General features: G+C 39.2%; 19 protein-coding genes. 10 read left to right on the top strand and 9 right to left on the bottom strand.

What is annotated here, in order from left to right:
- Positions 1-43 precede the first annotated feature (43 nt).
- The 9 genes from murC to I6758_RS07915 form a co-directional block, all read right to left on the bottom strand.
- Positions 44-1,405 carry a UDP-N-acetylmuramate--L-alanine ligase gene (gene murC, locus I6758_RS07955; RefSeq protein ID WP_196604678.1) on the bottom strand — a complete coding sequence of 454 codons (1,362 nt, stop codon included), beginning with the start codon at positions 1,403-1,405 and terminating at the stop codon, positions 44-46.
- Between the two features lie 28 nt (positions 1,406-1,433).
- On the bottom strand, positions 1,434-2,549 hold the full coding sequence (murG, locus tag I6758_RS07950; RefSeq protein WP_196604677.1) for an undecaprenyldiphospho-muramoylpentapeptide beta-N-acetylglucosaminyltransferase: 1,116 nt from the start codon (positions 2,547-2,549) through the stop codon (positions 1,434-1,436).
- Between the two features lie 23 nt (positions 2,550-2,572).
- A complete protein-coding gene (gene murD, locus I6758_RS07945; RefSeq protein ID WP_196604676.1) occupies positions 2,573-3,937 on the bottom strand; it encodes a UDP-N-acetylmuramoyl-L-alanine--D-glutamate ligase in 1,365 nt (454 codons plus the stop codon).
- Positions 3,938-3,952: 15 nt separating this feature from the next.
- Positions 3,953-4,924: a phospho-N-acetylmuramoyl-pentapeptide-transferase gene (gene mraY, locus I6758_RS07940; protein ID WP_370871639.1), complete on the bottom strand. Its 972-nt coding sequence runs from the start codon at positions 4,922-4,924 to the stop codon at positions 3,953-3,955.
- Positions 4,921-6,300, bottom strand: a complete 1,380-nt coding sequence (locus I6758_RS07935; protein WP_196604675.1) for a UDP-N-acetylmuramoyl-tripeptide--D-alanyl-D-alanine ligase — start codon at positions 6,298-6,300, stop codon at positions 4,921-4,923. The genes mraY and I6758_RS07935 overlap by 4 nt, the downstream gene beginning before the upstream one ends.
- Positions 6,301-7,800 carry a UDP-N-acetylmuramoyl-L-alanyl-D-glutamate--2,6-diaminopimelate ligase gene (locus I6758_RS07930; RefSeq protein ID WP_196604674.1) on the bottom strand — a complete coding sequence of 500 codons (1,500 nt, stop codon included), beginning with the start codon at positions 7,798-7,800 and terminating at the stop codon, positions 6,301-6,303.
- Positions 7,801-7,896: 96 nt separating this feature from the next.
- Positions 7,897-8,289, bottom strand: coding sequence for a cell division protein FtsL (locus I6758_RS07925; RefSeq protein ID WP_196604673.1), 393 nt, complete (start codon positions 8,287-8,289; stop codon positions 7,897-7,899).
- Between the two features lie 165 nt (positions 8,290-8,454).
- Positions 8,455-9,393: a 16S rRNA (cytosine(1402)-N(4))-methyltransferase RsmH gene (gene rsmH / locus I6758_RS07920; RefSeq protein ID WP_196604672.1), complete on the bottom strand. Its 939-nt coding sequence runs from the start codon at positions 9,391-9,393 to the stop codon at positions 8,455-8,457.
- Between the two features lie 129 nt (positions 9,394-9,522).
- The gene (locus I6758_RS07915) at positions 9,523-10,179 is read right to left on the bottom strand and encodes a hypothetical protein (protein WP_196604671.1); all 657 of its coding nucleotides are present in this window, start codon (positions 10,177-10,179) and stop codon (positions 9,523-9,525) included.
- Positions 10,180-10,323: 144 nt separating this feature from the next.
- Between I6758_RS07915 and I6758_RS07910 the strand changes: the two genes are divergently transcribed.
- From I6758_RS07910 to malQ, 10 genes are all read left to right on the top strand, one after another.
- Positions 10,324-12,045, top strand: coding sequence for an ABC transporter ATP-binding protein/permease (locus I6758_RS07910; protein ID WP_196604670.1), 1,722 nt, complete (start codon positions 10,324-10,326; stop codon positions 12,043-12,045).
- A gap of 33 nt (positions 12,046-12,078) precedes the next feature.
- Complete coding sequence (locus I6758_RS07905; RefSeq protein WP_196604669.1) at positions 12,079-12,417, top strand: hypothetical protein; 339 nt, start codon at positions 12,079-12,081, stop codon at positions 12,415-12,417.
- 81 nt (positions 12,418-12,498) lie between these two features.
- Positions 12,499-13,119: a CYTH domain-containing protein gene (locus tag I6758_RS07900; RefSeq protein ID WP_196604668.1), complete on the top strand. Its 621-nt coding sequence runs from the start codon at positions 12,499-12,501 to the stop codon at positions 13,117-13,119.
- Positions 13,120-13,211: 92 nt separating this feature from the next.
- Positions 13,212-14,255: a M48 family metallopeptidase gene (locus I6758_RS07895; protein WP_196604667.1), complete on the top strand. Its 1,044-nt coding sequence runs from the start codon at positions 13,212-13,214 to the stop codon at positions 14,253-14,255.
- A 224-nt stretch (positions 14,256-14,479) separates the two neighbouring features.
- Positions 14,480-15,634 (top strand): glucose-1-phosphate adenylyltransferase, encoded by a 1,155-nt coding sequence (locus tag I6758_RS07890; protein WP_196604666.1) that lies wholly within the window; start codon positions 14,480-14,482, stop codon positions 15,632-15,634.
- Positions 15,635-15,651: 17 nt separating this feature from the next.
- The gene (gene glgD / locus I6758_RS07885; protein WP_196604665.1) at positions 15,652-16,758 is read left to right on the top strand and encodes a glucose-1-phosphate adenylyltransferase subunit GlgD; all 1,107 of its coding nucleotides are present in this window, start codon (positions 15,652-15,654) and stop codon (positions 16,756-16,758) included.
- A 195-nt stretch (positions 16,759-16,953) separates the two neighbouring features.
- Positions 16,954-19,401: a glycogen/starch/alpha-glucan phosphorylase gene (locus tag I6758_RS07880; protein WP_196604664.1), complete on the top strand. Its 2,448-nt coding sequence runs from the start codon at positions 16,954-16,956 to the stop codon at positions 19,399-19,401.
- Positions 19,402-19,501: 100 nt separating this feature from the next.
- On the top strand, positions 19,502-21,541 hold the full coding sequence (gene glgB / locus I6758_RS07875) for a 1,4-alpha-glucan branching protein GlgB (RefSeq protein ID WP_196604663.1): 2,040 nt from the start codon (positions 19,502-19,504) through the stop codon (positions 21,539-21,541).
- A gap of 75 nt (positions 21,542-21,616) precedes the next feature.
- A complete protein-coding gene (gene glgA, locus I6758_RS07870) occupies positions 21,617-23,062 on the top strand; it encodes a glycogen synthase GlgA (protein ID WP_196604662.1) in 1,446 nt (481 codons plus the stop codon).
- Positions 23,063-23,078: 16 nt separating this feature from the next.
- Entirely contained in the window at positions 23,079-26,504 is a 3,426-nt protein-coding gene (malQ, locus tag I6758_RS07865; RefSeq protein WP_196604661.1) for a 4-alpha-glucanotransferase, read from the top strand.
- The last annotated feature ends 96 nt before the right edge of the window (positions 26,505-26,600 follow it).

Genomic DNA, 26,600 nt, shown 5'->3' with positions numbered 1-26,600 from the left:
GTAATTATGCTTATGCATATATGTTTTTATACTGGCTAAGCAGCTATAATTCCTGTGCCAATTTTTCTCCGCACCTGAATATATTACCTGCTCCCATCGTAATAATCAAATCACCAGACTTGACTATAGACTTCACATAACTGCTTATTTCTTCCATATTTTCTATATATATGGCTTTTTTCCCGTTTTTTTCTACTTCATCGAAAATAGTTTTTCCAGATATACCCGGAATAGGTTTTTCACCTGCAGAATATATGTCCGTAAAAATCAAAATATCAGCCTGTGAAAAACAGCTGCCGAATTCCTGCGCCAAAATTTTTGTTCTGCTGTATCTATGCGGCTGGAATATGCAAATAAGGCGCTTTGGGCTGGTCTGCTTTGCCGCTTCCAAAGTCGTCTCTATTTCTGTAGGATGATGTGCATAATCATCTACTACCCAAAAGTCACTTGTTCTTTTTTTTGTTTGAAATCTGCGGTCAGCACCGTGAAATATTTTAAATCCATCTGCGATCTTCTCCATAGATATGCCCAAAAACCTGCATACCGCTATGGTTCCCAAAGCATTTAAAATATTATGCCGTCCCGGTATGTTCAGCTCTATTTTACCAATATTTTCTTTTTTATAAATTACATCAAAGCTTGTTTTTAATTTTGACATGTTCATGTTAGCTGCCATATAGTCAGCATCATTGACAATTCCATATGAAATAAAACGTTTGTCGGTGAGCGCAGCTATCTTCCTCACATTTTCATGATCAAAACATAAAACTGCTATTCCTGCCGGATCAGTATTAGCCAAAAAATGGCGAAATGCCACAATGATATTTTCCATTGTTCCGTAATGATCCATATGATCGTCCTCAACATTTGTAACAAGAGCAATATAAGGATTAAACTTCAAAAAAGATCCATCACTTTCATCAGCCTCAGCTATCACATATTCACTTTTTCCCAGTCTGGCATTGCCGTGAAAATAATCGACTACACCACCTATCAATACGGTGGGATCAACACCTGCATTATCCAGGACCACACTCAGCATTGATGATGTGGTGGTTTTGCCATGTGATCCTGCCACTGCTATCCCTTTAGCTGAATTTATCAGCTCAGCCAGTATATCTGAGCGATGATATATTTTTATATTTTTGCTTTTGGCAGTCAATAATTCAGGGTTATCCTCAGCTATAGCCGAAGAGATTACCACAGCATCACAATCAGTAATATTTGATGGACAATGCCCTTTATATATTAAAGCTCCGCGTTTTTGCAGACCTGCAACAATATCTGATGCATTCAAATCCGAACCGGTCACAATGTATCCTTTTTCCAACAAGACTTCAGCTATAGCGCTCATGCCGACTCCGCCTATACCGATAAAATGAATTTTTTTTATATTTTTAAGCAAAAAATTTCCCTCCTGCAATTTAAATAGATTATCCTTTATTATAAATCAGTTCTAAAATCATATCCGCAATTTCCCCTGCCGCTCCGGGATGTCCCATAGTTTTGCTGGCCAAAGCCATTTTTTGCACTTTATTTTCTGATGCAAGCAATTCTGTCAATTCCCGAGCCAGACGTTTGCCTGTGAGTTCTGAATTCAATATCATTACTGCAGCACCCTTTTCGACAAGTGCGCGGGCATTAAATTCCTGATGATTTTCCGCGGCATATGGATAGGGAATCAGTATTGAAGGAATACCACAGGCTGTTATTTCTGCCAAACCTATGGCTCCTGCCCTGGCAACTGCCATATCAGCGGCTGCCAAAGCTTTTGGCATATCATATAAATACGGTTTTACAAATATATTATCTGCTCTCCCCAAATCGATGCCTTTAGCTTTTATACTGTCGAGCACTTTCTGATACTCATTTGTCCCCGTTATATGCAGGAATTGAACTGCCGTATCATTCAAAAACTGCTCATACACATCCGTCATAGCTTCATTTATTCTTCTTGCCCCTCTGCTTCCTCCTGTAATGAGAACTGTCTTTCTTGTATTGTCCAATCCAATTGAAGACAATGCCTCACTGCGGGAAGACATCAAAACATCTTTTCGTACAGGATTTCCTGTCAGGACAGTCTTTTGCGAAGGGAAATGGCTGCATGCTGATTCATAACCGCATGCTATTTTATTGACAAATTTTGACAAAATTTTATTGGTAATTCCCGGAATAGCGTTCTGGTCCTGAATAAGCGTAGGAATATTCATAAAAGAAGCTGCAAGAAGGATTGGTCCGCTCACATATCCGCCCGTTCCAATGACAGCATCCGGTTTATATTCTTTTAGTATGGTGCGAGCCTTTATCATTCCAGCGACTGCCTTACCAAAAACAACAATATTTTTTACAGTCAGGTGCCTGGAAAAACCCTCTATATCAATAGTTTTAAATGGGATATTTTCTTTCGGCACTATATCGGCTTCCAACCCTCTGGAGGTCCCGACGTAAAGTATCTGCGCCTGAGGATTTCTCTCTTTTATACTCTCAATCAGCGTTATTGCAGGATAAATGTGTCCTCCGGTCCCGCCCCCTGAAAAAATAAGTTTCATTTTCCTATTACCTGCTTACCCTATTATTCCAATTCGTTAACTATTTTTTTAAAGTCACGTCCTCGTTCTTCATATCCATCATACATATCAAAACTCGAACAAGCCGGTGAAAGCAATACTACCTGCGGTGCAACAGCATACTGCCGCGCCAATGATACTGCCTTTTTCATTGAATAGCCCGCTTCCACTATATTATTTTCTCTTATTCCATTGAGGATAGCAGCCTCTCTGAATCTTGCGGCAGCTTCACCGAGCAAAATCAATTTATCGACACGCTGGCTGGCCAGCCGCATAAATTCTGTCAAATCTGTTTTCTTATCATGTCCACCGGCTATAAGAACAACATGCCCGTCAAATGTTTCTAACGCTTTTATAGCAGCATCTGTATTTGTCGCCTTTGAATCATTGAAATATTTCACGCCAGCGATCTCTTTTACTGCCTCTATACGATGCTCAACTCCCGAAAAATTTCTCAAAACATCAGCTATCTGAGCCGGCGAAACACCTGCCAAAAAAGCCGTAGCCGTGGCAGCTAAGGCATTTTCCACATTATGTCCGCCCTTTATTCCTATTTCATCCACGCCGCAAACAAGATATTCTCTCCCCCGCCACTTTATCATCAATTTGCTATCCAGGGCAAATACTCCCTCTTCAAGAGATATCGCCCTGCTGAAAAACATAACCGTACTTTTAGCCCGTTCGGCCATATTGCGTGTACGCAGATCATCATAATTCAGAACAAGAAAATCCTGCTTTGTCTGATTGACAAAAATTTTCTCTTTCATCTGCTGATATATTTCCATTGATCCATGCCGCGCGATATGATCAGGTGTAATATTCAATACAGCGGCTATATGCGGACAAAATTCATGTGAACTTTCCAGCTGGTAGCTTGATATTTCTGCCACAGTACAGCCTTTATCAGCGACACGCTGCACTTCTTCACACAATGGTACACCTATATTGCCTCCCACACCGACCCGTTCATATATCTTTTTCATGAGCAACCCCAGCAGCACGGTGGTAGTCGTTTTTCCGTTTGTCCCCGTTACCGCATATATAGGAGCTGATGCAATATACCAGGCAAATTCTATTTCACTTATTATTTTTATTCCCAGTTTCCTTACTTCGTCCAAAAGAGGAATATGTAATGCTACCGCCGGAGACAATATTACCATGTCCGCATTTTTTAAAATATTTATTTTCTGCTGACCTAAAACTAATTTTATATTAATATTTCTTAGTTCACTCAAATCATATTTTATCTGTTCTGCTGGTTTTGCATCGCACAGTGTCACTTCCGCGCCCAATTTATGGGCTGTCTTCGCAGCTCCTATGCCACTTATTCCCGCCCCTAAAATTATAATATTTTTATCCGTAAAATTCATTTTATTACTTCTTTCTTAACTTAATAGAACAACAGCCATACCCAGTATTCCGAATAATGCACCAGTCAGCCAGAAATTCCGCACTACCTTGATCTCAGGCCACCCTTTCAATTCGAAATGATGATGAAGCGGACTCATCAGAAAAACTCTCTTGCCATTTCTGCAGCGAAAAGAAATAACCTGAATTATAACAGAAAGAGCTTCTATTACAAAAAGTCCGCCAATAATTATCAAAAGTATTTCTGTGTGTGTCAAAACAGCCACTGCCGATATAACACCGCCCAGTGCTAAGGATCCTGTATCTCCCATGAAAATTCTGGCCGGATGTTGATTGAATTTTAAAAAGGCTACCAATGCGCCGGTACATGACAGACAAAAAACCGCCAGATCATATTTTGCCAGATAAATGCATATCAGTGCATAAATAAAAGAAGCAATGGCGACAGATCCAGCCGCAAGACCATCCAGTCCATCCGTTAAATTTATTGCGTTTGTGGTACCTACAAAAACCAACCATACCAATACATAATATAACAACCCAATATTTATATTCATATTCAATATCGGCAGCCAAAGAGATGTATCCAATACACCGCTGTGTATTCCCCAATAGGTTGCGAGCAGTGCAATAAAAAGCTGTGCAAGAAACTTTTGACGGGCTTTTAGGCCAAGATTCCGTTTTAAAACCACTTTTATATAATCGTCTATAAATCCTATAATAAAATAACCAAACATTATTAATAATGCCAACAATATTTCTACACTCAAATGTGCAAAAGCCATTGTACCTGCAGTAATCCCAATAACAATCATAATACCGCCCATAGTAGGCGTACCTGATTTGGCCTGATGACTTTTAGGTCCTTCCTGTCGTATGCTCTGTCCAAATTTCAATTTGTGAAGCTCAGGAATAAGCTTCGGTCCGCAGAAAAGAACGATGGCCGCAGAAAAAATTGCAGCCAAAACAGGATAAGCTATTATCATCATTGCCTTTTCCCCAATAACTCTATTATTTTTTCCATTTGCATGCTGTGTGATCCCTTAAACAAAACAGCATCTCCTTTTTTTAAAATGCTCTTCAAAAGCACGGCTATATCTTCTCGCGTTCTGCAGCTGCTGACATTTTCCATTCCATACAGCCTGCCGGCAGCGGCGGCATATCCAGCCAGGGCACCCAAAGTTATCAATATATCTATTTTTTTTAAAAAGCAAAGCTTTCCTATTTCTTCATGCGCTGCCTTTGCCGCGGCACCCAATTCTTTCATATCCCCAAACACAAAAATACGTCTTTTTGCCGGTATGACAGATAAATTTTCTATTGCAGCCTTTGTCGAAAGCGGGCTGGCATTATATGCATCATTGATAACCGTATAATCATTCAGCGCAAAAATCTCAAAGCGCATGCCGGATGATACAAAATTATTCAGGCCCCGAGCTATCATCTCCCAATTCAAATGCATGGCACGGCCGGCAGCAATAGCTGCCAAGGCATCATAAACATTATGATCACCGATGAGCGGTATGGAAAGTTCAACACTTTCCTCTGCAGTTTTACAAGTAAATATCGTCCTTGCGGCACCTTCAGTATGTATATTTACTGCGGCTACATCCGCAGCTTTTTTTATACCGAAAGTTATTACTCCTGCTCTTGTTTTTTCTGCCATAGAAGCAGTGTATTCATTGTCAGCATTAAGAATAACAATTCCGTCAGACTCTATCGCCTCTGCCAGCTCACTTTTAGCCTTAGCAATATTTTCAATCGATCCCAGCAGTTCCATATGGGTGTTTCCCACATTGAGGATCACTCCTATATTCGGCTTAGCCGCCTCAGCCAAGTTCCGTATCTGCCCCAGACCCCTCATTCCCATTTCTATCACGGCAACTTCATGTTCCGGTTTCAACGCTAATAAGGTCAGAGCCATACCCACTTCTGAATTAAAGTTTTTCTGTGTTTTTAAAACCTTATATTTTTCCGACAGCACAGCCGCCGTTAAATCTTTTGTTGTCGTTTTTCCGTTTGAACCGGTTACAGCCAATACAGGCAGAGAAAATTTACTTCGCCATCCACCGGCAATATCTAGATACGCTTTTAATGTATCAGGCACATATAAAATTGTGCCATTTTTATTTTTTACTTTTTCAGCTTTATTTCTGTCCGACAGAATGATTCCCGCCGCTCCCTTTTCCAGTGCCTTATCAAGAAAATCATGTCCGTCAAATTTTTCTCCTTTTATAGCCAGAAAAATCATCCCAGGCATTATACTGCGGGTGTCAGTGCACACATTATCAAATTTTGTGCTTTTTTCTTCTATAACTTCACAGCCAGTATATTCTTTTATTTCTTCCAATGTAAAAGACGGCAATTATTTTCCCTCCGAAAGTTTCCTTTTTATAGCCGCGGCAGCTACTTCCTTATCGTCAAAGTGTATCGTTCCCGTTTTCAATAGCTGATAATTTTCATGCCCTTTTCCTGCTATTATGACAATATCATCTTTTTGAGCTAATTCCACGGCACGGTAAATTGCTGTTTTTCTGTCAGTAATTTTTTCATGAAAGTTACCGTGCAAAGACGGCAGAACACCATTTTCAACCTCTTCCAGTATAAATTCAGGATCTTCCGTACGCGGATTATCAGAGGTAGCAATAACTATATCTGATCTTTCAGCAGCTATGCGTCCCATTATTGGTCTCTTAGTGCGATCCCTGTCCCCGCCGCAGCCAAATACTGTAATAATATTTTTTTTGGCTATCTGCCTGGCTGTTTTTAAAACATTTTCCAGTCCGTCAGGTGTATGCGCATAATCAACTATAACAGAAAAGTCTTGCCCTGCGCGCACCAATTCAAATCTTCCCGGAACACTGTGAAAATCCGCCAAAGCCTCTTTTATGATATGAGGAGCTACGTTTTCCGCTAAGGCAGCGCCAACAGCTCCCATGACATTATATATATTAAAAAGTCCCGTTATATTCAAAAGCAAATCCATATTGCACAAACTACCGCCTATATGTACAGATGCTCCATCAGCATGAATATTGATATTATCAGCCTTAATATCTGCCTGCTTATCGATCGCATAAGTAAATGTACGGCACTTTGCATGCTGCTGCATCACCGCGGCAGCACCATCATCTATATTTATCACAGCAGTCTTGTTACCTTTTTCGTTTTCTGGCGCACTCAAGGAAGAAAACAAACGGGCTTTTGCCAAAGCATAATTTTCAAATGTTTTATGAAAATCTAAATGATCCCTCGTAAGATTGGTAAATACTGCCGTATCATATTCACACCCGGCAACACGATGCAGTGCCAGCGCATGGGACGATACTTCCATAATAACGTAATCCATACCGGCTTTTACCATGCAGAACAGCGTCTGCTGCAGATCAATTATATCAGGTGTAGTATTATGAATTGGCAGTATTTCATCTTCTATCATTATTTTTATAGTGCCTATAAGACCTGTCTTATATCCGGCCTTACGCAAAATTGACCGTATGATATACGTTATCGTTGTCTTTCCGTTGGTACCGGTAACACCGATCATTCTCATTTTTTTGCCAGGATAGTCATAAAAAAACGGCACAATTTTTTCCATTGCCGCATGTACATCATCAACTATTATTTTGACTATATTATCAGGTACATCGACATCTCTTCCAGCTATGACCGCCACGGCACCATTTGACAAAGCAGCCGGAACAAATTCATGTCCGTCCACTGTGGCCCCCTTTACACAGAAAAAAAGAGAACCCTTTTTCACCCTGCGCGAATCACATTCGACTGAAGTGATATCAACTTCTGCATCATTCGTAATTTTAGCATTGTCCAGCTTTTCTATCAATGTCTTTATAGATTTTGGCATCACAATACCTCCTATTTTTCCAAAACAAATATATTATAGCAGATAATCAGCAAACTAAAAAGGAGCTGTAAAAAAACAGCCCCTTAAATCACAAGCTCAACGATTTTTGTTAGCAAAATATATCTGAGGCGGCAGCACCATGCCAAGGTCTTTAACTGCTATCCCCTTTATGCGCTCAGGCGATTTCAGTCCAGCGATATCAAGCTTTAATCTTGAGTTTTCCTTTTCAAGGGAAGACACAGACTGTTTCATTTTTACAAGCTCATACCCTTGGCTGGCTGCCACTCCATTGCGAAAGGTAATGAACATCCCCATCGCAGATACAATCACAACTAAGAAAAAGCAACGCAAGCGCAGCTTGTTATTTAAATGTATCTTAGTTCCCGCTGCTTTTGATTTAGAATAATTTATATAATTGCGTGTAGGCGATTTTCTTTTCTTATCAGTCGGCTTCTCTGCTAAATTACTATAATTATAATACTTTGACATTGCCCGTTCCTCCGCATGTTCTTCCCAAAATACTTTTTTATCCGATGACTAACCCGCTCTAATACTCCTGCTTCTGCAAGCGGTGAGTAAAGAGCGGCTAACTTCCTGGATAATTTCGACTACTATTCAGGCGGCGTCAAAACGCCGTCTGAATTAAGTCTCCATTTATATTATTTTCTCCGCGACGCGCAGTTTAGCACTTCTGGCTCTGGAGTTATCGTCTGTTTCAGTTTCAGACGGAGTGGCCGCCCTGCCGCAGAGCTTCAGCTGTTTTTCATGTCCGCATACACAAAAAGGAACTTCCGGCGGACAGATACAGCCTCTGGCCATAAGCCTAAGGGTATTTTTAGCAATTCTATCCTCTAATGAATGAAAAGTTATTATAGCAAGTCTGCCATTCTTATTTAAGTGCCGTACAGCACATTTAAAAGATTCTTCCAAAATATTCAACTCATTGTTGACTTCTATTCTGACAGCCTGAAAAACTCTCTTAGCAGGATGCCCCTGCATATTTTTGCGAACTGCGGCAGGGATTGCTCTCCTTATAACATCCACCAACTGTCCCGTAGTCTGTATTGGAGTTGTTTTTCTGGTTTCTGCTATAAATGCCGCTATTCTTTTTGCCCATCTTTCTTCACCATAGTTTTTTATTATTTCAGTCAGCCGTTCCTGACTATACTCATTGACAACAATTTGAGCCGTGAGTTTCGCATCTTTATCCATTCTCATATCCAAAATTGCGTCATGCATATAAGAAAAACCGCGCCCGGCATCGTCAATTTGATGTGAGGAAACACCCAGGTCAAACAAAAAACCGTCTGCCTTTTCTATTCCCTGATCAATAAGTATTTGCTCAAGATGCGCAAAATTATCATGTATGATCCTGACATCGCAGACACAATGCGCCAGTCTTTCCTTTGCGGCATTCACTGCCTCAGTATCCTGATCTATCCCCAATAAGACACCCTGTTCATTCAGTGCCCCGGCAATGCGGGAAGAATGTCCGGCACCGCCCAGAGTGCAGTCGACATATATTCCATTTGGCTTTATTTTTAAGTTTTCAATAACTTCATCAGCCATAACACTTATATGATGAAATTCCACTTAAAGAAACTTCCCCCTTTTTGGTGGTCATAAGAACAAAATTCTCTCTATTTATTCTTTTAGTATATTCTTTATTAAAAAGCTTATTCCTTTATAAAATAAAAGATTATGTTGATTTTGAAGGTAATTTTACAGATCCGGCAGACTGAGATTATCCCTCACTGAAGAAATATCTCCCGCTGCATTCAAGTTGACCGGCGAATTAAGAATGCGGATATTATCCAGTTCCCTATACTGTTCCTCAACTGCTTTCATTTTAAATTGAGGAATTTGCATCATTTGAACAGTCATTTTTATGGTAGAATTTTCCGCAGCCAGATATTGTCGTGTCTTTTCCAAGACTTCATACACCAGTCTATAATTTTCATCTGACAATTCCTGCGGCGGCAATTTTTTTTCCAGCTCATTTCTCAGTTCATCAGAATCGGCCTGTATTTTCAGCAAATCTGTATTCATATCTTCCATGCTAATTTTTTGGGCAGAAAATTCATCTAACGCATTATTATAGCGCATCCAGATACGATCTATTTCTTCAACATACTGTTTATATTCTTCATACCATGTTATAAAAAAGGGCTGCTCACTTAGAATCTGCATTCTCTGTTCTTCAGTCATATTATTATTCTGTGTCTGTCCGTTCCAAAATAAAAAAACAGCTCCTGTGCCGCAAAGAACAATGGCTGTAAACAAATAAAAAACTCGTCTTTGCGGCAGATAACGGTAGCCGGCAAATAATAATATTACAATAAACATACCTATTCCCGCAAAAAAAAGATCATGTTTCATCTGTAGTCTCCTATTTTGAACGATTTTTATCCTGCAAATGTTTTCTCGGATAAATACTCATGCCAGCCTTCTGTCATTGCAATAAATCTATTTTTTTATTATACTTTTAACCATACTTTATTTCAAGTTATCGGGGGCATACATATGCAGATTGATTCTATAAAAAAATCCTCAAGAATATTCTGGCTTCTATTTAAGGATTACTGGCAATCAGAAGAAAAATGGAAAGCAAGAGGGCTTTTAGCTACCGTCGTCCTATTTAATTTAATATCCATATATTTGATGCTGGAGCTCACTGATTGGTATAACGAATTCTATACTATTTTGCAAAACTATTCCTATCAAGCTTTTTGGCACTCTATTGGGAAATTCAGCATTCTCGCCCTGCTGCTCATTGTGCTTGCGGTTTACGCATTTTATCTGCAGCAGATGCTGCAGATAAAATGGCGTACATGGATGACTAAACAATACATAGAAAAATGGATGCACAAGCAAACTTATTATAAGCTGCAGACAGGTCAAAACAATACAGACAACCCTGATCAACGTATTCAAGAAGATATAAATCTTTTCGTCAGTCTCACACTTTCTCTCGGCATAGGACTTTTCAAGCAAGTCATGATATTGATATCTTTTATAGCCATGTTGTGGCAGCTCTCAGGCAGCTTCACCGTTTCCTTTGGCGAACAAGCCATATCTATTCCCGGCTTTATGGTATGGGTAACACTTTTGTATTCTATAATAGGAACTTTTATAACGCATAAAACAGGACATCAATTAATTAGTTTGAATTTCAATCAACAGAAATATGAAGCCGATTTTCGTTTTTCTCTGGTGCGTCTGAGAGAAAACAGTGAATGCATCGCATTCTATCGCGGCGAATTACCTGAAAAAATCAATTTTCAAAAGCGCTTTATGTTTGTCATAGGTAACTTTAAGCAAATAATGAATCGCCAAAAGATCCTTACCGGAATAACTGTCAGTTATTCCCAAATAGCAATCATTCTTCCTATTTTAATAGCTGCTCCTCGCTACTTCAATGAAATGCTGCCGATAGGATGGCTCATTCAGACTCTGACCGCCTTTGGCAAGGTGCAGGATGCCTTATCTTATTTGGTCAGCTCTTATACCGACATAGCACAGTGGTCTTCCGTCATCCGCCGTCTCAGCACCTTTGCCGAACACATGGAAACTGCCGATACACTTCAAGCGGATGTCAACGTAAATTTGGATGATGAATTAGACATAAGCGCGCTCACGGTCAGACTTCCTCACGGAGAAACCATCATAAAAAATCTCTGTATGAAGCTGTCCGCAGAAAAAAGTATGATAATAACAGGGGCATCCGGCAGCGGTAAGAGCACTTTGCTTCGCACCTTAGCCGGAATTTGGCCATTTGCCGAAGGTAAAATCACTATTCCCTCTCAGGAAAATATATTATTTTTACCGCAAAAACCTTATCTGCCTCTGGGTACACTGCGTCAATCATTATACTATCCTCAGGCAGTTCCGGCAATTGACACCAAAAATATTGATCAGCTGCTAAAATCATGTAAACTCAGCAAACTTGCTGACCAGCTTGAAGAAATAAATGACTGGAGCAGCATTCTTTCTCTCGGTGAACAGCAGCGTCTGGCTTTTGCGCGAATATTTTTAAAAAAACCTGCATGGGTATTTTTGGATGAAGCTACTTCTGCATTAGATGAAGCCACAGAAAATCATATGTACACTCTCCTGAAAAAGGAACTGCCGCAGATCACAATAGTAAGTATAGGTCATCGTGCGACACTTCTGCCCCATCATGAATACAGACTTGATGTCAGCGGAAATGGTGATTATAAATTTTATGTTTTGAACAACGCGTAAATCCTTAAAAAAATTTATGCAGCGGAGGATGAGATGATATATAAAAATTTTTCCCAAAAAGATTTTGATGAAGCAGAAAAAGCTTACAACAGCTGCTCTCAGAAAATTCGTCCCAAAGTACCTGCCGTTCCTGCAAAAAATGCCCTCAGCAGAGGGCAGTACACTGCCTTGTTCATTGCGGCCGTAATTTCCGTTTACAGTATTTTTTCTTGGGATATACCAGGTTTCTTCTTCGGCATGTCATTTTGTACATGGATGCTCCAGTATTTTATATGCAGGCTGATCCCTGCGCATAGCCAGGCCGTCGTTTCACTTCTGAGATCACTTAGCCTGACGCTCTTTTTCGGATCTATAATACTGTTATTGCTGTGAGCTGATTTATCATCTGCCAAAGATATGCAGGAATAATATACTTATCATTCTGTTTCAAAAAACTTTAGGATGTGTTGCATTATGTCAAAAAATGAAGAAATTGAAGTAAAATTGCAAATAAATAATAGTAAAGATCTTCGTTATCTCAGTCATTTCATATCTGAACTTTATCGACCAGGTCCTCCAAAATTTTTTCATATGTCGGCATGCTATTATGATACTGAAAATGCCTTTCTTCAAAAAAATCATATTGTTTATCGGGTACGCAAAGAAAATAATACTTATATCGCTACTATAAAGGGGAAAAATCAATCCAGTGATTTTCTTGCCCGCCGTTTAGAAATTAATCGTCAGGTAGGTTCAATCTGCCCCAATTTAAAAATTTTTGACGATATAGAAAATATACGTGATAAAATAAATTTAATTTATGATGATCAACTTATTCCTATCGTAAAAAATTTTTTTTTACGCCAACAATCAACTGTATTTTTTAATCAATCAAAACTGGAAGCTGCTATTGATACAGGTCATATATATGGACTGTCAATTACTGAACCGATACAGGAAATAGAGTTGGAGCTCAAGTATGGCAGGAAAGAAGATGTGCTCTCGCTTGCTGAGATTCTGAAAACGCATTTTGACTTAAAACCGTCTATGCAAAGTAAATTTTCCAGAGGTTTGAAAATAAAAAATTGTATTTGAAGAAAAATATTAAAAATTTTTTATATAAGCAGGATTTATTATATAGTGCACAGAAGATTTTATATATTAAAAGCACGGGGTGGTTTGGAATTATGAAAAGAATGGCTGCTTCTTTCATGTCTTTCGCAGTATTATCTTTTTTATTCTGCAATTTCATTTTCATCCGCAGTGCATCTGCGAATCTGATATCTGTCAGTCAAGAGATAGCCATAGGTACAGATGCAGCAAAATATGTTGAAGAAAAATACAAACTCGTTGATGATGCTGCACTCCAGGCACGTGTCAATAAAATCGGTCAGAATATTGTCGCTGTATCTGGCAGAAAAGATTTAAAATACACTTTCAAAGTTCTTGATTCTGATGATGTAAACGCTTTTGCCCTGCCTGGAGGATTTATTTATGTATTCCGGGGACTTACCGATAAGATGCAGACAGATGATGAACTTGCCGGTATTCTCGGACATGAAGTTGCTCATATAGTAAAAAGGCATTCCATCAACCAGCTGCAAAAAAATATAGGTTTGACAATACTGGCAACGATCCTGTTAGCCAAAACAGAGAACGGCTTAACTGCAGAACCAGCTATTTTATCCGCTATTACAGCAGGATACAGCCGCAGCGATGAATCACAGGCTGATAGAATCGGCTTTGATGAAACACTGGCAGCTGGCTATAACCCTTACAGCATGCTGATTGGGCTTATGAAACTGGATTCTATATCGCCCAGAGAAAAGACCGATCTCTTCTCTGATCATCCCGGCATTCTGAAACGAATAGAGAATATGAAAAAATATCTGGATACCCTGAAAATTCCGGTCCAGGTAAAGGAGACAGATTCTTCAGCATATATAGCCAACGCTTCAGGACAAACACCTCCACTGAAAGTTTCTGCTGAGGGGCTTTCCCAGCTTGAAAGGACTTATTTTTTGGCCGGTAATATCTACAAAATATCTATGCAGCCTGCCTATAATCCTGATTATTATATTTTGGACAGTGACGGCAGCAATATCTATATCTATTATGACGATATAAATATCATAAAACTGACACCGGATGATGCTGCCTCTGCCGGCATCGATTTAACAACCTTGGCAAGAGAGTATATTACTTCCATAAAACTGCTTTTATCTGCATGATTGATTCTTTCTACACATATTTTTATTAATTATTAGTGTTTTTAAAGATATTTTTATTATATTTCTAATTATGGGAAATTTTTTAATATAAACTTAAAACTGATTTTAAATATTTACTCTAAGACAAGTGAATATTTTAAAATATAAATATCTCTTGCTTTATTTCATTTTCATATTTCAGGCTCTATTTTGCAGCATATACTATTTATTAAGGAGGGATTTTTATGAAAACAGAATGCCTGGCAATGATTCTGGCAGGTGGTCAGGGCAGCCGTCTCGGTGTTTTAACAAAAAGAGTTGCAAAGCCAGCTGTCCATTTTGGTGGAAAATACCGCATCATCGACTTTCCACTCAGCAACTGTTCAAATTCAGGTATAGAAACAGTCGGAGTGCTTACTCAATATAAGCCTTTGGAACTGCATACATACCTTGGTACAGGTGAAGCATGGAATTTGGACAGAAAAAATGGCGGAGTATACATTTTACCGCCGTATGCGCGTGAAAAGGAAGCAGATTGGTATAAGGGCACTGCCGATGCAATATATCAAAATATAAATTTCATCGAAACATATGATCCCGACTATGTTCTGATACTTTCAGGCGACCATATCTATACCATGGACTATTCATGGATGTTGGAAGAACATAAGATGAATAAGGCTGAAGCGACAATAAGTGTCATAAAAGTTTCGCACAAAGAAGCTTCGAGATTCGGCATAATGACCACAGACCGCAATGGGCGTATAACCGCTTTTGAGGAAAAACCTAAAAATCCGCAAAGTACACTGGCTTCTATGGGCATATATATTTTCAACTGGAGATTACTAAAACGTTATTTAGAAGAAGATTACGCAGACTGCTTATCCGAACATGATTTCGGTAAAAATATAATTCCAAAAATGCTTGCTGACCATGTCCGTTTATTTTCTTATTCATTTGACGGGTATTGGAAAGACGTTGGTACAATAGAAAGTCTCTGGGAGGCAAATATGGATCTTCTCAAGGAAACTCCTTCTTTTGATCTAGGCGGTTCATGGCGTATTTATTCTTCTCACAACCCTTTGCCGCCTCACTTCATAGGTGCAAATGCAAAAATAACAAATTCCCTTGTAAGCGGCGGAGCTGTTATCGATGGAAGTATAAAAAATTCCGTTATTTTTCCTGGTGTTCACATAGGGAAAAAAGCCAGGATTGTCAATTCCGTAATAATGCCATACAGCATAATACATGCAGGTGCAGTCGTTGAAAAAGCAATTGTAGCTGAGAATTGTGAAATTATGAATGATTGTCACATTTTTTCCGACAATGGTTCCATTACGGTTATTGCAGAAGGTGAAACAATCACTTCTATAGGCAGTGATAATAAACAAGTAGGTTAAAGCGCAGGAGAATATAAATGAATTATGTATTGGGTTTGATAAATTTGCATGAAGACAACCGTCTGATCAAAGAGATAACGAGGAAACGTCCCATTGCGACTATTCCCTTTGCAGGGAGATATCGGCTTATAGATTTCATTTTATCCAGTATGGTTAATTCGGGGATCATATCCGTTGGTATTATGCTGCCTGATAAAGCCGCATCCATTCTTGACCATTTGCGTTCCGGCAAAGATTGGGATCTGGCAAGACGCCATGAAGGATTGTTTTATCTCCTGCCTTCAAATGACGATGATGACATTCGTCAATCGGAACTGAAGACATTTTATCAAAACCTCAATATTATGCGCCGCAGTCCTCAAGAATATATTCTTTTGTCCGGAGCACATACTGTATTTAATATTGACTTTAATAATGTTCTCCGATTTCATCAAAACACAAATGCTGATATAACAATGCTTTATTACCGTCCCGGCAGAAAACTGCACTCCCCCTGCACTGTTATCAAAACCAAAGAGAACGGACTTGTGTCTGATATTGCCAACTGCCCTGCTGCCGGAGAAGACGCCGATGTCTCCATGGGGACTTACCTCATGTCACGAAAAGTGTTTTTGGAAATAGTAGAACATTCATATGAAAGAGGCGGTTCAGACTTTTTATTGGACGGAATAATGAGAATGACAGCTCATTACAATATTTATGGTTGTTGTTATGATGGCTATGTTTCATGTATAAACTCACTATATGGATATTATCAAACCAGTATGGATCTGCTCAATCCTCAAATATGGAATGAACTTTTCATTGACAACGCTCCCATTTATACAAGAACAAAAGATGATGTCCCTGCTCAATATAAATCCAGAGCCAATGTGCATAATTCTCTTATTTCCAATGGCTGTACAATAGAGGGGCTTGTTGAAAACAGCATTCTTTTTCGTGATGTAAGAATAGAAAAAGGCGTTAAAATAAAAAACAGTATCATTATGCAAGGCTGCCAACTCCATAAAAATTCTTGTCTGGAAAATGTTATATGTGATAAAAATGTCACTATCTCAGCAGAAAAATACTTAAAAGGAGCAGAAAGCTATCCATTGATTGTAGAAAAAAATACAGTAATATGATGCAGCAGGGCTGTCTTTACAGTAGTATAAATACCTTTATTGCTGTTCAGATAGCCTTTGCTGCAAAAATGCATAACTGGAATATCTGATGCAATATATTCAGTTCTTTAGCAGGATGCACAGCAGATTATTCAAATATTCTTCGGAAAGAGCATCTTATTTTTAGCTCAAAGAAAAAGGAGAGGTGTCAAGCGAATGTTGACTAATAAACTTCTGGAAGAAAAAAACAGATTTGAACATTTATTTTTACAGACAGCAAATATAATGTTTGGACGCGATATGGAAGATCTTACAAATGAAAATCTTTATCAGGCATTGGCTAATACTATCCGGCAATACATAAGCGAAAACTGGATAAGGACAAATAAATATTATAGTGAACATAAAGAAAAACAGATATACTATTTTTCCATAGAGTTTTTATTGGGACGGCTTCTCAATAACAATATACTCAATCTGGACATTGGTGCCATCTGTCGTTCTGCAATGGCCGATCTTGGCATCGACTTAGATAACCTGTTTGATGAAGAACCTGACGCCGGCCTCGGCAACGGAGGTCTGGGACGTCTGGCAGCTTGTTTTATTGATTCCATGGCATCATTGGGCATTGCCGGACACGGCTGCAGTATTCGATATCAATATGGATTGTTTGAACAAAAAATCATCAATAATAACCAGGTCGAAATACCTGATAACTGGCTTAAAAATGGCTTTGCCTGGGAATACCGCAAAGCTGAAAAGGAAATACTCGTTCCCTTCGGCGGCAATGCCTACATGAAAGAAATGCCGGACGGAAATCTGAAACTTATCTATGAAAATTATACTACCGTTTCAGCGGTTCCCTATGATGTTCCTATAGTCGGCTATCACAACGGCATAGTAAACACTTTGCGGCTTTGGAACGCAGAAGTCAGTCAGGACTTTGCTCAAAGCGGTGTTTTGACACATGAACAACTGCAGGAAAAATTGAAATTTCAATATCGCCTTAAGGCAATAACCAGCTGTCTCTATCCAGATGACAGCTCAAATAAGGGAAAACTGCTCCGCCTGACGCAGGAATATTTTTTGGTTTCTGCCGGTATTCAAAGCATTGTACGCCATTATAAGAAGAGCAACTTATCTTTGCTTGATTTTCCACAAAAGGTTGCCATACACATCAATGATACCCATCCCGCTATGGCTGTTGCCGAATTAATGCGCATTCTCATCGACTCAGAGAAACTTTCGTGGGAAAAGGCATGGGATATAACTATGCGGACCATGGCATATACCAATCACACTATCATGCCTGAGGCTTTGGAAACATGGCCCATAGATATGTTCCGCCCTCATTTGCCTCGTATTTATATGATTATTGAAGAAATAAACAGACGTTTTTTGGAAAGCGTACGCCGGCGTTATCCGGGCAATGAAGATATCATCCACACTTTTTCTATACTTCAGGATGGACTCGTCCATATGGCCAGGCTGGCGATAGTAGGCAGCCACAGCGTCAACGGTGTAGCCAAGATTCATTCGGATATTCTAAAAAATTATAGTATGAAACAATTCAGTGATTACTATCCTAATAAATTCAACAATAAAACCAATGGTATAACTCATCGGCGCTGGCTCATTGCTTCAAATCCAAAACTTACATCACTTATAGATGAGCTCATATCGCCTAAATGGAAAACTGCGCCAAATATGCTCATTGATCTTCTTAAACATGTTGATGATCCATCTGCGCTGAAAAAATTAACTGATGTCAAGCAATTCTATAAAAATGAACTGGCACAACTTATAAAAACCAAATACAACATAATTATTGATCCTCTGTCCATATTCGATGTTCAGGTAAAGCGTATACATTCTTACAAACGTCAGCTCATGAACATACTCCATTTGATGCATCTTTATAATAAGCTTTGTCAAAATCCGCATCTTGATATATTTCCCCGTACTTTTATTTTTGGCGGAAAAGCCGCACCGGGTTATCACATAGCAAAAGAAACGATACGTCTTATCAATACCGTTGCGGCCATCGTAAATTCCGATGAAAATGTCAACCAAAAACTTAAAATAGTTTTTCTGGAAAATTACGGCATTTCACTGGCTGAAAAATTATTTCCGGCGGCTAATGTCAGCGAACAAATCTCAACCGCCGGTAAGGAAGCCTCCGGCACCGGCAATATGAAATTCATGATGAATGGCGCCATCACACTGGGGACTCTGGATGGGGCAAATGTAGAAATACATGATGAAGTTGGTGATGATAATTGCGTCATTTTCGGTCTCAATGCCGATGAAATATTATCTTATTATCAAAACGGTCATTACTCAGCATGGGATGAATATAACAGCAATCCTGACATTCACTGTGTTATTGATCAGCTCTTATCCGGTCCGTTCACCAGCAATGGTGATTTTCATTCTCTATATAACTATTTTTTTGGCAGCAATGACGAGTATTTTATTTTCAAAGATTTCCCCGCTTATTGCGCTGCCCATGAAATTATTGAAAAGAAATATATAGATACTCTCAATTGGCAAAGATCCAGCCTTATCAATATTGCTCACTCCGGCATTTTCTCCAGCGACAGAACGATAAAAGAATATGCCGATGATATTTGGGGAATGAATATGATAAAATTGCCTTCTTGATAAATTGGTCTGCATCCAGTCAAATTTTATTTTTTATCAAAAAAACCTGTTTTATAACTATTAAGCATATATTAAAAGTTACAGAAAGTGAGGATATATTATGATAATATCAGATTTAAAGCCTTATGATATTTATTTATATCATCAAGGTACCAATTATCACTCCTACGGACTTTTCGGGGCCCATTTCACAAACAGCGGCAATATATCCGGTGTGCGCTTTACCGTATGGGCGCCTGATGCTGAGTCAGTTAGTGTTGTAGGTAATTTTAACGGCTGGGATAAAAATTCACATATCATGAAAAAATTATCTGACGGAGAAATCTGGCATATATTCATTCCTCATCTGACTGAAAATTCACTATATAAATATGCTATAAAAACTGCCGATGGCAGACTTATCTACAAGGCAGACCCCTATGCATTCTATGCAGAAAAAAAACCTAACACAGCTTCCTGCTTATATAACATGTGCAGATATGAATGGCATGACATTTTATGGCAGGAAAAAAAGGCAGCGCACTCATCATATGAAAAACCAATGCTTATCTATGAAGTGCATCTTGGATCATGGCGCCGTGCTCCTGCCAATCATTATCTGTCTTATAGGGATGCGGCTGTGGAGCTGATAAATTATGTACGGGATATGCATTATACACACATAGAATTTTTACCTTTATATGAACACCCTTTTGATGGTTCTTGGGGATATCAGGCAACAGGTTATTATGCACCTACCAGCCGTTATGGAACTCCTGATGATTTTCGCTTTTTAATAGATACGGCCCATCAGAATGGTATCGGCGTGATCATGGATTGGGCTCCGGGACATTTCTGCAATGACGAACACGGTTTGAAAAATTTTGACGGGAAAAATCTTTACGAATCTGATAATAAACTGCGCAGTGAGAACAAACAATGGGGCACTACTAATTTTGACTATGGGCGTACTGAAGTACACAGTTTCCTTATTTCTAATGCTATATTCTGGCTGACGGAATATCATATCGATGGTCTGAGAATAGATGCTGTTGCCAATATGCTGTATCTTGACTATGAGCGGCATGATGACTGCTGGCAGCCCAATAAATATGGCGAAAACGGAAATCTGGAAGCTATAGAATTTATAAAAAAGCTTAATCAAGCTGTCTTTAAATATTATCCCGATGCCTTGATGATAGCGGAAGAATCTACTGATTGGCCCCAAATGAGCAGCCCTGTGCACAGCGGAGGTATGGGATTCAATTATAAATGGAACATGGGCTGGATGAATGATATCCTCAGTTATATAAGTCTTGATTCCATATATCGCAAATGGCATCACGACAAGATCACCTTCTCTTTAATGTATGCCTTTTCTGAAAATTTTGTTCTGCCACTGTCTCATGATGAAGTAGTACACGGCAAATGTTCCCTCATCGAAAAAATGCCAGGAGATTATTGGCAAAAATTTGCCGGGTTAAGAGTATTTTTTGCCTACTGGATCGCCCATCCAGGGAAAAAATTATTGTTTATGGGCGGAGAATTCGGTCAATTCATTGAATGGAATTACGATGACAGCCTTGACTGGCATCTAACTGAAAAATACCCGATGCATAATAAGCTTTTGCACTATTCGAAGACTCTGAACAAACTTTATATTGATTCACCTTCTCTGTGGCAGATAGATTTTGATTGGAATGGTTTTACATGGCTTAGCTGCGATGACAAGCAAAACAGCATTGTCGCTTTTATGCGCAAAACGACAAATTGCACTGACTTCTTAATTGCTGTTTTCAATTTTACTCCGCAGATCTATTATAGCTATCGAATCGGCATTCCCATAAAAGGCGGCTACACAGAGATATTCAACAGTGATGACACTGTCTTCGGCGGTTCAGGCATTACCAACACAGACATAATACAGGCAGAAGCAATTCCGTGGAATAGCCACCCTTTTTCGATTTCGCTCACCATACCGCCGCTCGCCTGCGTATATTTACATCTTAGTGATGAATCCTACAAATTATTTTTATCGGAAAAGAGTAACAGTACACTTTTCCAAAAACATCCACTGATTTCGCCTGCAAAAAATTCACATGGATGCAATAAAAGAAAAATAGCCCGCATAAAAGCTAAACTGCAAAAAACATCTCACTGATTTTTTTATCTGATTGCTCTCTTTTGGCAAATTATCAATATATATTCAATAATTATAGAATGGAGGATTGTTCTCATGTTGAAAATTCTTTATGCTGCTGCAGAAGCAGCCCCTTTCATAAAAACCGGCGGATTAGGTGACGTAGCCGGATCGCTTCCTCAGGCGCTTAATAAGCAGAGCATTGATGTTAGGGTAGTGCTGCCTAAATATAGCGCGATAGCAAAGCAATATCAGTCAAAGATGAAAAATATATACGCGGGGACAGTCAATGTTTCTTGGCGAGAACAATATTTTGGTATTGAAAAATTAAAGCTTAACGGAGTTACCTTTTATTTTGTAGACAACGAATACTATTTTAAAAGAGAAAATATATACGGCTATGATGATGACGCGGAACGTTTTGTCTTTTTCTGCCGTGCTGTTCTAAAAATGCTGCCCGAAATAGACTTTTGGCCTGACATCATTCATTCAAACGATTGGCAAACCAGTCTTATCAATGTATTTTTAAAATTGGGATACACACACGATAGCAGATATAGTAATATAAAAACAGTTTATACTGTACACAATTTAAAATATCAAGGTGTATTTCCCAAAACATTTCTGACAGATGTATTAGGGCTAAGTGAAAAATATTTTGATAACGGTGATCTGGAGTTCTATGATAATATCAATTTCATGAAGGGCGGACTCTTGTATTCCGATACTCTGACCACGGTCAGCCGTTCTTATGCAGAAGAAATCCAAAATTCTTATTTTGGAGAACAAATGGATGGCGTACTGCGCCGCCGCAGCAATTGTCTCTGCGGCATCGTCAACGGTATAGATCAAAGCGAGTATAATCCCGCAACAGATCCTCATATTTTTGTTCCTTATACTGCTGTCAACGCTTTGGAGAAAAAAACAGAAAACAAAGTAAATCTGCAGGAAAAACTGGGCTTACCTATCGACAGAAATGTTCCGGTCCTCTCTTTTATATCTCGGTTTGTTGAAGCAAAGGGAATAGATTTGCTCACAAGAATTCTCGATGAACTTCTGCAGTATGAGAATATTCAATTTATTCTGCTCGGAACAGGCGACTACAAATATCAGGAATGGTTTCACGGCCTCCAATGGCGTTTTCCGACAAAAGTTTCCGTCAATACTGTATTCAGCGATGAACTGGCTCATCAAATTTATGCCGCATCTTCTCATTTTCTAATGCCCTCCAGATATGAACCATGCGGTATTTCACAAATGATAGCACTGCATTATGGCAGTATTCCGATCGTTCACTCCACTGGAGGATTGAAGGATACTATTATCCCCTATGACAGTTATACGAACAACGGTAATGGCTTCGTATTCGATAATTATAATGCTCATGAGCTGCTTTTTGCCATTAAACGCTCCTTAGAAAAATACGATGATATCATATTACGCCGGCGCATTATAAAAAATGCCATGTCATCGGATTACAGCTGGACTAATTCTGCCAAACAATATAAAGACGTATATACGAATCTGCTCAAAAATAAATAGTTGAGAGGGTGATTTCTTGCCTGAGGAAATTTTACTGCTGCATGATTCCTATAATGCTTATTATCGTTATCCCTTTGGAGCATGCCGTACAAGTACAGATCTTTTTCTGTCGATCGATGTTATCTCCGAAACAAAGATTTTGAAAATATCTCTGCGTTTATGGCAGGAAGTATCCGGCGAAAAAATAATATCATTGCACAACTCTCTTCAAAATTCCAAGCATTACACGGTTCAGCTGACATTGCCAGATAAAGGGTGTCTTTTATGGTATTATTTTATCATTGATACTGCCGATGAGACACTGTTTTATGGGAACAGCACCGAAAATACCGGCGGAAAAGGATGTATTTATCAACGCTCTCCGTCCTCTTTTCAGGTAACCGTTTATCAGGCTGATGCCGCTACTCCGGCATGGTTCAAAAATGCTGTAATGTACCAGATATTTCCTGATCGTTTTTACCGCTGCGGAAATGCCATTGTTTCTAAAAAAAACGCTGTCTATCATGCTGATTGGCATGATAAGCCCTATTATTATAAAGACGTTGACACAAAAGATATCATTTCCTATGATTTTTTTGGCGGCAACTTGGCCGGTATCAAAGCCAAACTGCCTTATTTACAGGAATTAGGTATTTCGGTGATCTATCTTAATCCCGTTTTTGAATCTGCCAGCAATCACCATTATGATACGGGTGATTATCACAAAATAGATCCAATTCTAGGTTCTAACGAAGAATTTATTGACTTGTGTACTTCAGCGCAGAAAATGGGCATACGAATTATTCTTGACGGTGTTTTCAGCCATACTGGCAGTGACAGTATATATTTCAACAGAGAAAATACGTATTCTTCCATAGGCGCTTATCAATCCAAAAACTCGCCTTATTACGATTGGTATACGTTCCGCAGCTATCCTCATGAATATGACAGTTGGTGGGGATTTGATACACTGCCTAATGTTGACGAAATTTCACCGTCGTATATGAATTTCATCATAGACGGTGAAAACAGCGTGCTGCGGCATTGGCTGAAAAATGGTATAAACGGGTGGCGCCTTGATGTCATTGACGAATTACCACAAAAATTTTCACGGCACTTTTATAAAACAATGAAAAGCATCAAGTCGGATGCCATTCTTATCGGTGAAGTCTGGGAAGATGCCTCAAATAAAGTCAGTTATGGCATTTCGCGGGAATATCTTTGCGGCGGAGAAATGGATTCAGCCATGAATTACCCATTTCGCAAGACAGTGCTGGATTTTCTGCTTTGCAGAATATCTGCCCAAAAGACTTGTTGTTATCTGTCCAGTCAAAAAGAGAATTACCCCTATCATAATTACTATGCAATGATGAATTTAGTAGGAAGCCATGATGTTGAACGCGTCATCAGTTTATTAGGTGAAGCCTCCAATTATGAGACTATATCTGCCGCAGCTCAAAGAAATTACCAGCTTGATCCTGCTCACTACAGGCTGGGAATGCTCAGAAGCAAGCTTGCCGTTTTATGGCAGATGACTTATCCAGGTGTACCGTCTATATATTATGGTGACGAAATAGGGATGGAGGGACTGCGTGATCCATATAATCGCGGTACCTATAACTGGAGTGAGGGCAATAATGAATTACGGGCATGGTTCAAAACCTTGATTGCGCTGAGGAATAAGCATATTGCCCTTAGAACAGGCGAACTTTTGTTTCTTTATGCTCAAGACGATGTAATAGTCTATTTACGTTGTATCCGTACAGGCAGTGATGTTTTTGGACAATCTGCCAAAAATGACTGCTTTATTATAATAATCAACCGCAGCTATGAGAACACCGCTCATCTCACACTTGATCTGCATGGTTTTTGCCATACCGCGGTAAAAGATGTATTATCTGAAGCTGAAGAAATATTGCTGAAGGATGATATCCTGACACTGGATATAGAAAAATTATCCGGTATGGTCCTAAGGCAGGTAACGAAACCGCTCCAATATGAACGCAGCTGCGGTCTTCTTCTACATCCCAGCTGCTTATATTCACCTTACGGGATCGGCGATATAGGCAGCAGCGCATTCTCTTTTATCGATTGGTTGAAAAACAGCAACCAAAAATATTGGCAGATATTACCATTAAATCCTGTAGGTTACGGTGCCTCTCCCTATCAGTCACCTTCTGTTTTTGCCGGCAATAAATTGCTTATTTCTCCCGACAGTCTGCTCCGTGACGGATTACTTATGCCGGAAGATATCTATCATATTGATGATTCTGACAGTGTTGATTTTTCTTCTGTAGAATCAAGTAAGGATACATTGCTCAGAAAAGCCTTTTCATTATTTTCTCCCTGTGAGGAATTCTATTCATTTTGCCGTGAACAAAAATATTGGCTGGAAGATTATGCCATTTACAGTGCGCTGAAAAAACATTATAACGCCTCATGGATAAAATGGCCGGCTCCATTGAGAAATCATTCTCAGGAAGCCTTGTCTGAGGCTTCTTCTAAACATCGGACAGAAATAGCCTACATAAAATTCGTTCAATATATTTTTTTCAGCCAATGGCGGGAATTAAAGAATTATGCGGCTAAACACAATATAAAAATCATCGGTGACATGCCTATTTTCCCTTCGCATGACAGTGCTGATGTGTGGGCACATCAAGCTATGTTCAATCTTGATGAAACCGGTAATCCCTTAACGGTTGCCGGTGTGCCGCCTGACTATTTTACTGAGGATGGTCAGCTTTGGGGAAATCCACACTATCGCTGGGATAAAATGGCCGAGGACGATTATTGCTGGTGGGTAGAAAGATTTCGTACTCTCTCTCTCATGACGGATGTAATTCGGCTTGATCATTTTCGCGGTTTCGCTTCCTATTGGTCTGTAAACAGCAAGGCCTCAACAGCCCGTACGGGCTGTTGGGAAAAAGGTCCCGGTTTGTCTTTTTTTAAGTCTCTGGAAAAACAGCTGGGAAAAATTTCTATTATTGCAGAGGATCTTGGTATTATAACGGAAGATGCAGATAAGTTAAAAAATGACTGCGGTTTTCCGGGGATGAAAGTATTGCAGTTTGAATTGCATTTAAGCACAGAAAAAAATATAAGCTTTTCCTGTGCAGAAAATAATATTTTATACACAGGCACTCACGATAATGATACTACCATAGGATGGCTGAAAAAAAATCTTACACCGGAAGCACGAGCTATTTTATCAGCACAGTTGAAACTGTATGCCGCATCGTCGGATCAGCTTTGTCAAAAATTGATAGAGTACGCTTATGCCAGTGAAGCCCGCATAGTTATATTACCTCTTCAGGATGTACTCTTGCTTGATTCATCAGCTCGAATGAATTTGCCCGGCACAGTTGGCAAAAATTGGACTTGGCGGCTGTCGAGCGACCGCATAGACCCAAAAACAGCTTTGTATCTGGCAGAACTCAGCAGCAAATATAAAAGACAGTAACATATATTTCATTTTCAAAATAGAATTCCTGCTTAATATTATCTGGTATGACTGACCATATTAAGCAGGAGTTTTATTTTTGTTCACGAATATACA

The organism is Pectinatus haikarae (assembly GCF_015732185.1).
Classification (GTDB): domain Bacteria; phylum Bacillota; class Negativicutes; order Selenomonadales; family Selenomonadaceae; genus Pectinatus; species Pectinatus haikarae.
The sequence above is the reverse complement of the archived record's forward strand: the minus strand, read 5'-3'. Positions and strand labels throughout refer to the sequence as shown.